12 protein-coding genes and 1 tRNA gene are annotated in these 12,492 nt (G+C 35.1%); 6 read left to right on the top strand and 7 right to left on the bottom strand.

What is annotated here, in order from left to right; all coding sequences use genetic code 11:
• Nucleotides 1–86 precede the first annotated feature (86 nt).
• Together lptF and lptG are read left to right on the top strand one after the other, a co-directional pair.
• Complete coding sequence (gene lptF / locus H4J73_RS17175) at nt 87–1,232, top strand: LPS export ABC transporter permease LptF (protein WP_182181720.1); 1,146 nt, start codon at nt 87–89, stop codon at nt 1,230–1,232.
• Nucleotides 1,232–2,305, top strand: coding sequence for an LPS export ABC transporter permease LptG (lptG, locus tag H4J73_RS17180; RefSeq protein WP_182181721.1), 1,074 nt, complete (start codon nt 1,232–1,234; stop codon nt 2,303–2,305). The genes lptF and lptG overlap by 1 nt, the downstream gene beginning before the upstream one ends.
• A 71-nt stretch (nt 2,306–2,376) precedes the next feature.
• Here the strand turns inward: lptG and H4J73_RS17185 are convergent, their stop codons facing one another.
• Nucleotides 2,377–2,886, bottom strand: a complete 510-nt coding sequence (locus tag H4J73_RS17185) for an RDD family protein (RefSeq protein ID WP_182181722.1) — start codon at nt 2,884–2,886, stop codon at nt 2,377–2,379.
• Between the two features lie 323 nt (nt 2,887–3,209).
• Here H4J73_RS17185 and H4J73_RS17190 point away from each other — a divergent pair.
• The 3 genes from H4J73_RS17190 (at nt 3,210) to H4J73_RS17200 (ending at nt 6,470) form a co-directional block, all read left to right on the top strand.
• A tRNA-Leu gene (locus H4J73_RS17190) sits at nt 3,210–3,294 on the top strand.
• A gap of 124 nt (nt 3,295–3,418) precedes the next feature.
• Entirely contained in the window at nt 3,419–3,697 is a 279-nt protein-coding gene (locus H4J73_RS17195) for a peptidylprolyl isomerase (RefSeq protein ID WP_182223303.1), read from the top strand.
• Nucleotides 3,698–4,133: 436 nt separating this feature from the next.
• Entirely contained in the window at nt 4,134–6,470 is a 2,337-nt protein-coding gene (locus H4J73_RS17200) for a hybrid sensor histidine kinase/response regulator (protein ID WP_182181724.1), read from the top strand.
• Nucleotides 6,471–6,570: 100 nt separating this feature from the next.
• Here the strand turns inward: H4J73_RS17200 and H4J73_RS17205 are convergent, their stop codons facing one another.
• The 4 genes from H4J73_RS17205 to H4J73_RS17220 form a co-directional block, all read right to left on the bottom strand.
• The gene (locus tag H4J73_RS17205; RefSeq protein WP_182181725.1) at nt 6,571–7,458 is read right to left on the bottom strand and encodes a DMT family transporter; all 888 of its coding nucleotides are present in this window, start codon (nt 7,456–7,458) and stop codon (nt 6,571–6,573) included.
• A 69-nt stretch (nt 7,459–7,527) separates the two neighbouring features.
• Complete coding sequence (ctlX, locus tag H4J73_RS17210) at nt 7,528–8,451, bottom strand: citrulline utilization hydrolase CtlX (protein ID WP_182181726.1); 924 nt, start codon at nt 8,449–8,451, stop codon at nt 7,528–7,530.
• Nucleotides 8,452–8,488: 37 nt separating this feature from the next.
• The gene (locus H4J73_RS17215) at nt 8,489–8,710 is read right to left on the bottom strand and encodes a hypothetical protein (protein ID WP_310649600.1); all 222 of its coding nucleotides are present in this window, start codon (nt 8,708–8,710) and stop codon (nt 8,489–8,491) included.
• Between the two features lie 218 nt (nt 8,711–8,928).
• Nucleotides 8,929–9,372, bottom strand: a complete 444-nt coding sequence (locus H4J73_RS17220; RefSeq protein WP_182181727.1) for an Lrp/AsnC family transcriptional regulator — start codon at nt 9,370–9,372, stop codon at nt 8,929–8,931.
• A gap of 118 nt (nt 9,373–9,490) precedes the next feature.
• Here H4J73_RS17220 and H4J73_RS17225 point away from each other — a divergent pair, with 118 nt between their 5' ends.
• Nucleotides 9,491–10,981 (top strand): sodium:alanine symporter family protein, encoded by a 1,491-nt coding sequence (locus H4J73_RS17225; RefSeq protein ID WP_220460119.1) that lies wholly within the window; start codon nt 9,491–9,493, stop codon nt 10,979–10,981.
• 41 nt (nt 10,982–11,022) lie between these two features.
• On the opposite strand, the gene H4J73_RS17230 is transcribed toward H4J73_RS17225, so the two are convergent.
• Complete coding sequence (locus tag H4J73_RS17230) at nt 11,023–11,637, bottom strand: hypothetical protein (protein WP_182181728.1); 615 nt, start codon at nt 11,635–11,637, stop codon at nt 11,023–11,025.
• A gap of 71 nt (nt 11,638–11,708) precedes the next feature.
• Complete coding sequence (locus H4J73_RS17235; RefSeq protein ID WP_182181729.1) at nt 11,709–12,404, bottom strand: hypothetical protein; 696 nt, start codon at nt 12,402–12,404, stop codon at nt 11,709–11,711.
• Nucleotides 12,405–12,492 lie beyond the last annotated feature (88 nt).

Below are 12,492 nucleotides of genomic sequence, written 5' to 3' on the forward strand. Positions count from 1 at the left end.
AAATTAATATTACTTATGAAAACGACAAGTTTACTTAAAAATAGAGCAAATGTCAGAAAAAAACGATGTTTTTATAGGGAATTCTTATGATTATCTTTCGTTATTTACTCAAAGAAGTCGCTAAAACTCAATTAGCGGTATTTTTAGTGTTGATGACTATATTTATCAGTAATAAGTTTGTCAGTATTCTTGATGATGCGGCAGAAGGTGGCACTCCCGGACATTTGGTTATGGTCTTTATTGGCTTGAAAATACCTGATTTAGCGGGAATGATTTTGCCCCTGAGTTTATTTTTGGGGGTTTTACTGGCTTACGGGCGTATTTATGCCGATAGCGAAATGACAGTATTGCATGCCTGTGGAGTCAGTGAATGGTATGTGGTGCGTGTTACGCTTATTTTAAGTTTAATTACGGCCATTTTTACCGGTGTTTTTACCTTATATCTGTCGCCAATGGCTTCGGAATACGAGTATCAAGTTAAAGAACAGCTAGCGACAGATTCGGGTTTAAGTTCTCTTATCGCGGGTCGTTTTCAAACAACAGGTAATGAAAAAGCCGTTGTTTTTATTCATGATAAAAATCGTGATGATAATACCTTTGAAAAGGTTTTTGTTGCACAGTTACCAGATAAAAAAGCCACCGATAAAAGCATTATCAATGCAAGTTTGGTTTATGCACAATCGGGTCAGGTGATTGAAGAAGATAGTGGCTCTCAGCGTTTAGTGCTGAGTGATGGTACGCGTTATCAAAACGATACGAAGAGTAAGGAGTTCAAAGCAGTCTTTTTTGATAAATACTATATTCAAATACAAGATCAAAAAGTGGCGCACAAAAATCGAAAATTAAGGGCTATTCCAACGCCTGATTTATTCAAAGATGACACCGCGCAATATAGTGCTGAAATACATTGGCGTATTGCTTTTCCTATTGCGTGTTTGATCATGACTTTAATCGCAGTACCATTAAGTGTTGTGAACCCAAGGCAGGGGAAGTTTGCTAAAATGTTACCTGCATTATTGTTGTTTTTAGGGTATTTTTTAATGCTTACTGCGGTACGTTCTGGCGTTGAATCTTCAACCATACCTAAAAGTGTAGGGTTATGGCCTGTACACTTTTTTGTATTTGTTTTAGGCGTAAGCTTACTGGTTAAAGATCGCAGTAGCTGGTTGAAAGTGAAAGCTAAATTGCCTCAGTTAATGCGAAACTTTACTCGTAAAGGAATATCATCATAATGCGTATATTAGACATATACATTGGCCGAATTATAGCATCGACGACCTTTATAACATTATCCGTTTTTGTAAGCCTAAGTGGCATAATTAAATTTGTTGAAGAAATTAAAACAGTAACAGAAGGAAAGGGCGATTATGATATTGCTCATGCCGCTTTATTTGTGCTTTATAAAATCCCCCCTGATATTGAAATGTTTTTTCCAATGTCGGCATTGATTGGTGGTTTGATTGGTATGGGCATGCTCGCATCAAACAGTGAACTTGTCGTTATGCAAGCCGCAGGTTTGTCTCGTGTAGATATTATTAAGTCAGTGATGAAATCAGCGACTATTCTTGTGCTTATTAGTATGGCTGTAGGTGAGTGGTTAGCACCTGAAAGTGAATTGGCGGCAAGACAACTCAAAGCACAAGCCATTTCAGGAGGAAGTTTGATTCCCTCTGCTGATGGTACTTGGGCAAAAGATGGCGATTATTTTGTTCATATAGGCGAAGTAGAAGACAAAGGTAAATTAAATGATGTTCAAATATACCGCTTTGACAAATCATTAAAACTAGCCAGTTGGCTGTCTGCAGAGAGTGCCATTTACCAAAAAGATGCCTGGCAGTTACGAGATGTTGTTGATACCCATTTAAATGAAAATAAAATGACTAAAGAGTTATCATCTATTAAAATGTGGACATCGAGTTTAACCCCTGAAAAACTGGGTGTCGTTATGGTAAAACCTGAGCTTTTATCACTACGTGGCTTGTCAGAATATTTAAGTTATTTGGAAGAAAACAATCAAGACCCTAGCCGCTACGTGTTAGCTTTTTGGCGAAAAATAGTTCAACCTTTAACGGTAGCGGTAATGTTATTACTTGCATTATCCTTTGTCTTTGGGCCTTTACGATCTGTTTCTATGGGCGCAAGAATTATGATGGGGGTAGCGACGGGAATTTTGTTTTTTATTACTAATGAAGTACTCGGCTCGTTAAGTTTAGTATATCAACTGCCTGCCGCTTTTGGGGCGCTAATGCCCAGCTTTATCTTTGTGTCGTTAGCGTTATATTTAATGAATAAACGGCCCAGTTAACACCTTTATTTGAGCATTATTTCACTTGTCAGAGTTCGCAGGGTAAAAGCTTTTTATCCTGCTCTGGTATACTATAGACGACCACGATTAGCTTCTAACGTTAAAAGCACAACCTCTGTCTTTGTCAGCCTATCTTGTAAACTCAACTTATTTTTACGATCAAAAATTACGTTAAGGTTTCCTAGACCAAGTAGCGTAGGTAGCAATCTTTTTAAGCCAGTAACTTTATTGATTAAAGAACCATCTTGATTTTGGACACGTAAACGCCACGCTTTCATTCCTAATGTTTGACCTGTCTTAGACCAAAACCAAATAAAGAAAAATGATACCCAAGCAATTTTCCAAAATTCATTTGGCCATTTTAACCAGACCGTATTGGCGATGGTATCAGAAAAGTGATCATAGCCTTGCAATCCAAACAAACCAAAGTGAAAGCCTAAGTACATGAGTAGAAAAGATATTGCACCTGCGGTCATGTAAACCGCAATGGCAATTAACAGATCATAAACCCAAGACGCTAAGCGGCGACGAAAACCAGCTCGAGGGAAAGTTTCTACACTATCAGAAGTTACAGATGTCATTAAAAGCCTAAAAGAGTGAATATAAAAATTTCAACTATTCTAGCAAAGCTATTGATAAAAATTAACCAATGAAAATTTAAATAATTCTGTAAACATCACAAACGTATAAATATTCAGCAAACAGTCGGCTGAGTAATAAAATATATTGCTAAATTAACTGATGTTCGTATAATGCCGAACAGATTCATTAATGCAGTCATTTTGATGAAGAAGAATTTAAATTTTTGGTAAATATGGTGGTACGTTATTTACTTACAAAGCTTTGCAAAGTTATTTGGTAAATTCAGAAAATTTTGCAAAGCTTATAAAGCTTAAATTCCTTAGCCGCAGTGGTGGAATTGGTAGACACGCCGGATTCAAAATCCGGTTTCGAAAGAAGTGACGGTTCAAGTCCGTCTTGCGGTACCACATATAGATAGCCCTGATTCGAAAGAGTCGGGGCTTTTTTTTTTCCGAAAGATAATATTAAATAGTTAATTTATGAACCGCTATAATATGCGTGTTTATCTAATAGTATTAAAAAGGTTTTTACATGGCAGCTACAGCGCACGCACTTCATATATTGGTTAAGCACAAAGAAATTGCCGAAGATATTCTTAAGCAGTTAGGTAAAGGCGCTAAGTTTCAAACGTTAGCTAAAAAATATTCGTCATGCCCGTCTGGTAAAAAGGGCGGTGATTTAGGCGAGTTTAAACGAGGCCAAATGGTACCTCAGTTTGATAAAATAGCCTTTAAGGGCGCAATATTAGAGCCTCATCTTGTTAAAACTAAATTTGGTTGGCATGTGATTAAAGTGCTTTACCGGACTTAACTTGTAACTACTTTTCTTTAGGCGTCATTGGTTTAACATCGCGTAGATTTAAGATAAATATTAATAGTTCAAAAAATTTTGAATGAAAAGTGTTTGTCGGTAGGGTCAAACCGCTGAAATGACTAAATTACTGTTATTGTCAGTGTTAGTTTTGTAAATAAAATCACAAAGGTTAACCATCACTGGATAAGTTTGGCCATAAATGATGTTGTTAAATGGACTTACAGTGAGGATCTCATGATTTTAAGTCAGTAATGTTGCGGAGCTGCAAGCACTCATTATATTGCTTAATCCTATAAGTAATCATTTTTAATAAAATTATAACCCGTTAATATTTTACTATAATTTACTGCATTATCTGTATCGACTTTGCTTTGCTTAATATTGTCCTTTGGTTTATAACTAAATCAATCCTGTTAATAAATTACACTAATTAATGATTAAACAAACGATAAAAATCAATTCTATTCGACTGAGAATAATTTTTTTAATAATTTTGATTTTTACGATTGTATTATTGTTTTTTTCATATTTTTTAAAAGATTTTATTACTGGAGTCGAGCAAGATTTAGGTAAAAAAATGGTGCTTCAACATGCCATTATCAACAAAGAAAAAGTCATTAGTCATTTTACACAAAACTTAAATCTAATTAAACGTTCCTTACTCAATAACACGTATCAAGATTGGATGAAAAATAACGATAATGAAAAATTTAAAGAAAAAGCGATTCAGTCTATTGAAGCCGATTGTCAAGTTATAGAATGTTATGGCTGGTTTATCCTTTCAATTAACCCTCTTACGAGTATTGATTGGAACCAAGGGAGCAATACCATAAAAACGGTTCCGCTTAAATTAGAAGAAAATTCTTGGTTACCAAAGAAGCTAGAAGAAAATAATGAGTTTTATGTCGATGCTGACATTAATACTATTGATGGTAATACCTACGTTTTTTTTGATTATTTAGTAAGGGATAATGATCAAGTGATTGGAACAGTTGGAAGCTACGCACAAGTTTCAACAATTGCTAATCAAATACTCAGTTCCTCTGACCAAGATATTTTAGATGTACTTATTGATAATCATGGTGTATTTCGTACAAGTTTGAATGAAAATACCAGTCGTTACCATCCAACGCTTGCAAAGTTTTTGTATAATAAGGAATGGCATCAAGTCATTGGAGGGGATTTAGATAAAAGTAGTTTAACGCAGCTAAAAAATAATACTAACAGTGATTTAATAAAAACGATTGATATCACAATTAATGAAGTTAACTATATTGCCGCTATTGTGTATATCGAGGAAATAGAGTGGTATGCAATGAGTTTGTTTTCAAAAAAAGCAATGGAAGGAAGTATTGTTATTATTCCTCTATTATTAGTGGGTGCTTTGTTACTGTTTAGCGTTATTGGACTCACACTTTATTTTTTGAATAAGCTGATTTTTAAGCGACTTATCGTGATGAATAAATCAGTTAATAATATTGCATCAGGTAATTATAAGTACTTAATTAAAGATTCTAACTCAGATGAATTAGGTACTTTAGCTCAAGGGATAAACACCATGAGCCAAGAAATTTCAAAAAATTTATCAAAAATAAACTCTCAGAATGATGCGCTAAATGATGCTATTGATAAAGCAAATGCAGCAAATAATGCAAAATCTATTTTTCTCTCCAACATAAGTCATGAAATTAGAACCCCTATGAATGCAGTGTTAGGTTTTGCTGAAATAGGAAGAAACACTCACTCTTTATCTGAAAAAAATGAATCACTTGACCAAATAGAACTTTCAGGTGGGCACTTGCTCCAAATAATTAACGATGTATTGGACTTTTCTAAAATAGGATCAAAGCAATTGGAGTTGGAAAATATTGGGTTTAGCTTTAGTGCTATTCTTGAAAAAGTCACACAAATCTGTAGGCCTAGTAGTGATAAAAAAAATCTATCGTTCAACATCCTATTAGATGATTCTATACCTAGGAATTTAATTGGTGATCCTTTGAAAATAGAAAAAATCATCATTAATTTGGTTAGCAATGCTATAAAATTTACTGAACATGGCTGTATTGATATAAATACTCGTTTAAAAAAACAAAACGAAAGAGGTGTTATCATCGAAATAAGTGTTAAAGATACAGGAATAGGTATAACGCCAGAACAACAAAAGAACTTATTTATAGTTTTCTCTCAAGCCGATAATTCTATCACCAGAAAGTTTGGTGGCACAGGATTAGGATTAGCAATAAGTAAACAATTAGTTGAATTGATGTGTGGGGGAATAACACTAAAAAGTGAACCTGATAAAGGTACTGAATTCAAACTCACTATCCCGTTAGCATACTCTACTGAAAAGTTAGATAATGAAAAAAAAGAATCATCCTATTTTGATTTAGTAAGGTTAAAAGCGGCTTTTTATGGAAAAAAAATATTGCTAGTTGAAGACAATAGAATTAATCAAATTGTAGCCAAAAAAATGCTAGCGCCATTAAATATTTCAATTGATCTTGCAGAGAATGGCTTACAGGCAGTAGAAAGAATGAGGACAGACACTTATTCGTTAGTGTTAATGGATATACAAATGCCTGAGTTAGACGGACTTCAAGCTACAAAGCAAATTAGAACATTTGATAATGATACTATAATCATAGGTATGTCAGCGCACGCTAGTATCCAAGATACTGAAAAAGCGATTAAATCAGGAATGAATGATTATATGACTAAACCTATTAAACAAGAAAAAGTGTTTTTGATGATGTCAAAATATATCTTTTAGTCTGTAAGTAACTCACACCAATAAATCTTGTCTTTAGAAGCAAAATCACCCGAAGTACAGGGATACGTTTCTTAAACGTTCAATAGCAATAAACTTTATGTTATGCCCACAATAATAAAATTAATACGCTAGTAATAATTAAAGCCATCCCTAAGAACTCTAGTAAAGATATTTTTTCTTTAAATATTCTATAGGTAATAAACAAGGTAATAAAAAACTCAACTTGCCCTAATGCTTTTACATAAGCGGCATTTTGAAAACTTGCTGCAGTAAACCAACCGATAGAGCCTATGACACTGGTTACGCCAACAAACAAACAAATACGCCAATACTTAACCATTTGCAGTAATTGATTTTTGTCTTGAAAATAGACATAAATAAAAGATATAACTGATTGAACGGTGATCATAAAGACTAACGTGACCGCAGCACTGAGTAGTAAATCGGTTTCTAATGCTAAACTTGATTGTCTTATCAGTAATGTTGTTATGGCCAAACCTAAGCCAGCAGCAAGGCCAAATCCAGCACCCGGGTTACGAAATATATCGTCAAAAGTAAATTTTACTTTTGACGCGAGTAAAACACCGACAACACCAACAGCAACAGAAAACCAACCCAGGTAAGTTAAACTTGTCGAAAAGAGTAAGGTGCCAACAACTGCAACTAGAATAGCCTCTGTTTTTGCTAAACTAGAAGCGACTGAAAAATTACGATATTTAAACGCAATAACTAAGCAGACTGTACCAATTATTTGGGTAAAACAAGCGATTACTGCATATTTTAGGAAGTTTGGATTAATTGTTGGCATGGCTAGCTGGCGATATTCAAGTATCCACCATAGATACAACCAAGCAAAAGGTAACGCATATAAGTAGCGTACGCCAGTAGTTGCCATGGCATTTAGGTGGTTTGAAAGCTGCTTTTGTCCAGCGGTGCGAATGGCTTGCATAAGCGCAGCTAATAAAGTGAAGTAAATCCAAATATCCAAAAAAATTCCTAAATATTATTTTATGCTTGTTTAATAAATAGCTGCAGCGTGAAAGTGATCGTATTACTTTTATCTTGTAGATAAATGAATACCAGCTAACATACAGCGAATAGAGCCCCCAGCGATTTCTATTGTAGATACATTAATAGGGACAATCTTAACGTAATTTTTAATCATCAATATCTGACTTTCAGTCAACGAATTATAGGCTGTTGTAGACATTGTTAAAATATTACCATTAGGTGTAGAAAGCTCTAATGCATTGCCGGCAAATTGACATATTTGCTCATAGGTTAGTTCAATGATTTCTTTATCACTTTGCTGAAAACGATCGATTAAACTTGTGCGTTCGACTAAGTTTTTAACACAATCTAGTCCAATAAGCACAAAGTTAGTCGCCATACTCATTAATACATTGGTATGGTATACGGCCACATTATTATCATCTGTGGCGGTAAATGGAACTGGCTGATAATCGAAGTCCTTACAAAATTGATTTAGCACGCATTCACTCATGCGATTTGAAATAACGGCATAAGCATATCTATTTGAATGGTCTAATACCATAGAGCCTGTGCCTTCCAAAAAAAGATGCTGTTTTTCGAGCATAGAATAATCGACAACTTTATTGACTTGATATTTTTTTGATAATAATTTTATGATTTCAGGGTTCTTTTCTTTGCGACGATTCTCACAATACATGGGGAAAATGCCAATAGTGCCATCTTCATGTGTTGTAAACCAATTGTTCGGAAAAACAGAGTCCGGCGTGTCTTTTGTAAAGTCATCAAAAGCATGGACGGTAACACCATGTGATCTCAATATTTCAATCGTTTTTTGAACCTCTTTTCCTGCTTCTGCTGCAATATATTCAGCTGACATAGCCAGATTTGTCTGTTGAAATACATTATCCGCAGCCGTTTCAGGGTTCGCCATGAAATGGTGCGGACGGATCATAACAACAGCTGAAGGTGATTGATTAGCGTTTTTCATTAAGGTGTCCTTTAAGCTAGAAAAATAACTAGTTAAGTCATGTAAAAAGATTTTTTTGATCGGTAAGCTCAGGCACTAACTCGATAATTTCGCCGATGTTATGTCCCACGATTAGATCCTTGAGTAATCTCAGCGCTGAATAATCTTCCAATGCAAAAACAACCGAATCAAAGATGGTAATATCATCAGCTGAAGTTCTACCAAGGTGCTTGTTAGCAATCACTTGCCAAAATTCAGTAACAGGGTGATCGTTGGCAATTGTTGAATGTCAGTAAAAATAGTCAAAATAATTCCTTGGTTAATTAATAGGAATTATGAACCTTATAAGCGGCAACTATTAGTCTAAGCTTTTCACTAAATTGATAACTAACTATGCAGTTTGCTATGTGTTTTTTTTATTTTGATAGGTTTCTTTGTGGCTAGCAGGTTAATTGTGTATGACTCATTAAAATATAATTTTCAATGAGTCATGATTAACTATGATCTAACTTGATGGGAGGAGAGTAAAATACTGGTTTCAGAAGCAGAAATTTCAGGTATTCCTCTTATTCTACATAATATTCTATCAAACTCTTTAAGTGAACTTGTTTGCAACTCAACAAGCATATCCCAACGACCATTAGTTGTATGGATAGTACAGACACTAGGCTCTGACATTAGGGCAAACTTAACATTTTTAGTTGAACTGCCCTTTATTTCAATATTCATATGAGCACGAACCAAAGACATTTTATCATCAGTTTCTGTCGAGACTAATATAGTATAACCTGTGATGATATTGCGCTTCTCTAATTTGGTTAATCTATTTTGTACTGTTGCTCGAGAAACATTAATTTTTTTAGCTAAGTCTGATACAGAGGTACGAGCATCAGTTCGAAGTATACTAATTAATTGTCTGTCGATATTATCAAGTTCGCTCATACTGAAAGAAGACCTTAGCAAATTGTAATTATATTGTGTAATACTAGTTAATTAACGAACTAATTAAAAGCACATGTTTGTGCCACAATAAGTTCATGAATATTCAAAAAAGAATAATATGAAAATAATCTTAATGGGTATAATCGCATTACTGTTAAGTTCAAACGCATTTGCATCCGAGCTAACTATCGATCAACATATTGATCAGCTACTTGTACCTATAGCCGATTTATTTACCCGTATCATTTTTTACAGTGTTGATGTGGCAGGAACTCAGTTCCCGCTCATTGTTATGTGGCTTATCATCGCTGCTGTGATTTTTACGGTCTATTTTGGCTTTCTTAACATTCGTGGATTTTCTCATTCTTGCAAGGTTATACGTGGTGATTTCTCAAATCCTGATGATCCAGGTGAAGTAAGTCACTTTCAAGCATTAACCACCGCACTTTCTGGCACTGTAGGTTTAGGTAATATTGCCGGTGTCGCTATTGCTGTTTCAATTGGTGGGCCTGGCGCGACATTTTGGATGATTGTCGCTGGTTTTATGGGCATGTCTACAAAATTTCTTGAATGTACTTTAGGTGTAAAATATCGGCACATAAATGCGCAAGGACAGGTTCATGGCGGACCTATGTATTATCTTAAAGATGGTTTAGCGGAATTAGGCTTTAAAAAGCTTGGTAAAGTATTAGCGAGTTTCTTTGCTGTTTGTTGTGTAGTGGCATCACTGTGCGGCAGTAATATGCTGCAGTCCAACCAAGCCTTTCAGCAATTTGTTATTGCTATGGGTAATGAAACGAGCTTTTGGGCAGACAAAGGTTGGCTCTTCGGTAGCTTACTCGCTGTTGTGATTGGTGTTGTTATTATTGGTGGTATTAAAAGTATTGCTAAAGTTACTGAAAAAGTAGTGCCCTTAATGGCCGGGCTCTATTTGTCAGCGGCTCTTTTTGTTTTGGCCTATCACTATACAGAAATTCCACATGCGGTTAGCCTTATCGTTAATGGCGCATTCAATCCCATAGGTGTTGTTGGCGGTATTATTGGTGTGATGATTCAAGGCTTTAAACGTTCAACATTTTCAAGTGAAGCTGGTGTTGGTGCCGCTTCAATTGCTCACGCAACCGCCTCTACAAAAGAGCCAGTTAGAGAAGGTTATGTGGCGTTACTTGAACCTTTTATCGATACAATTGTTATCTGTACTATCACTGCATTGGTGATTGTTATTACCGGGGCTTATCAAACAACAGAGGGTATTGATGGGGTTGCGTTAACCTCTAGAGCTTTTGCCAGTGTTATTTGGTGGTTTCCTTATGTGCTTAGTATTGCAGTTTTGATGTTTGCCATTTCAACCATGATTTCATGGGCATATTATGGCTCTATTGCTTGGGGATATTTGGTGGGGGAATCGAAAGTGTTAGACTTGCTTTATAAAGTCGTTTTTTGTATGTGTACAGCCCTAGGTGCTTCAGTAAGTTTAAATGCTGTTATCGCAATTTCAGATTCGATGTTTTTTTCGATGGCTATTGCAAATATCATTGGATTGTATTTATTGGCGCCACAAGTCAAACTTGATTTGAAGCAGTACCAAAAAACATACTGCCCCAAATAATGTAAGGTTAAGTTATTGTTTTAATGTATTTTGATATATCACTAAAATTTAACAGCAAAACCGACCGATATACTTCCCTCAAGCCACATACTATTTTCTAATAAAGCGTGACAGGTGGTTCCTTGACAAAATAGTTGATTATCCTCTTCAATATAGCTTGCGTAACCTCGAAGTTCAGTAACAATTGCGAAGTTACTGGAAAGTTCGTAGCGGGTACCCAAAGCAACCGTGACTGAAGGGTATATTTTGTCTTTATTATCAGTTTCAAAAAATGTTCCACCAATCCCTAATGATACTGTTGAAACATAGCTTTGTTGTTTAAACTGCGCAACACCACTGAAATGTAGATAGGTAACATCAAAGGAATGTACTTGTAAATCAGTCGTACTGATGAAGTTATGACTCACCGTATTGAGTAATATTTGCCCTTGGCCCTTAGGTGAATCTTGCCACGCTATAGCTAAACCATAATTGGTAGCATCATTTACAGCTAAATCAATACTACCTTGACTGGTTACTAAATCGGAACTGAACATCTGCCCTATAAAGGGAGTGATTTCAATATCTCGAGCATCGCTTGAAAAAGGTAAAAGTAATAAAGCGGTATTGATAAATATGATGTAGTTGAAATTCACAGACATTAATAACGTTCGCATTTTATTACCTTTTTCAATAAACAGTAAACAATACTGTTATTATTAGCTTTATTACTAGGAAAATTCAAGCTTTACAATGTTTTAGTTATCTGCAGCTTACCTGCTTGATTATTTAAAAAGATAAGTAATTGTTCAAATATCTCAACACCAATTGTTTGACCTTGGCTGGCAGTTTCTTTATGAGCAGTTACTAATTCAAAGCGGGGTAAAATTTTTGTTATGGTCTGACCATTTTCATTATTTACTATCTGTAATACTCCAGCGTTAACAATAACTTTAGTGATTTGTAATAAGGGAAGTGTCACTTTACCTTGTTGCTCATCCTCAATAACGCTTGTTGCCATAATCAATTGAGGGATATTCTTTTGAACGGTGGATAGCAGTGTTTCTGCATTTAAACTCTCTCTGTTGATATGAAACAATGCGTTTAAGCCATTAATGGTAATACTGTCAATGATGATGACGTCTTCGCTTAAGGTATCTCTGTCAATCACTAAATCAATTGAAGCAATACTAACTGTCGGCTGGGTAGACGCTTTAAAGTTTGTTGGTTGAGAAGGGCTGAACACTAAATTGGTAATGGTACCGCTACTTTGATAGCCCCGCATGGTGACATTTTCAACATTTACATTTTGCTGGCTTAGTTGGGAACCAATATTTTGAAGTTGATTTTTAATATGAAAGTTTAAAGAGTCACTGGCTAAGAACCATAGCGCAGCACCACATGATAATAATAAAACAAAAGCTATGGGTGCAAATTTATTCAAGGGGTAATCCTAGGTGAATAGCAAAAAATTATTATAACGTACTTTTATTATTGAATTTTACTTGGATAAATATTTTATGTGAATCAAG

This window comes from Colwellia sp. MB3u-41, from assembly GCF_014076845.1.
In the GTDB taxonomy this organism is placed as follows: domain Bacteria; phylum Pseudomonadota; class Gammaproteobacteria; order Enterobacterales; family Alteromonadaceae; genus Colwellia_A.

Bases quoted from the DNA above. Each gene is read 5' to 3' on its own strand.
- H4J73_RS17185 (WP_182181722.1), bottom strand. From the start codon at position 2,886: ATGACATCTGTAACTTCTGATAGTGTAGAAACTTTCCCTCGAGCTGGT.
- ctlX (WP_182181726.1), bottom strand. From the start codon at position 8,451: ATGAAAAACGCTAATCAATCACCTTCAGCTGTTGTTATGATCCGTCCG.
- H4J73_RS17195 (WP_182223303.1), top strand. From the start codon at position 3,419: ATGGCAGCTACAGCGCACGCACTTCATATATTGGTTAAGCACAAAGAA.
- H4J73_RS17200 (WP_182181724.1), top strand. From the start codon at position 4,134: ATGATTAAACAAACGATAAAAATCAATTCTATTCGACTGAGAATAATT.
- lptG (WP_182181721.1), top strand. From the start codon at position 1,232: ATGCGTATATTAGACATATACATTGGCCGAATTATAGCATCGACGACC.
- H4J73_RS17225 (WP_220460119.1), top strand. From the start codon at position 9,491: ATGAAAATAATCTTAATGGGTATAATCGCATTACTGTTAAGTTCAAAC.
- H4J73_RS17230 (WP_182181728.1), bottom strand. From the start codon at position 11,637: ATGCGAACGTTATTAATGTCTGTGAATTTCAACTACATCATATTTATC.
- lptF (WP_182181720.1), top strand. From the start codon at position 87: ATGATTATCTTTCGTTATTTACTCAAAGAAGTCGCTAAAACTCAATTA.
- H4J73_RS17220 (WP_182181727.1), bottom strand. From the start codon at position 9,372: ATGAGCGAACTTGATAATATCGACAGACAATTAATTAGTATACTTCGA.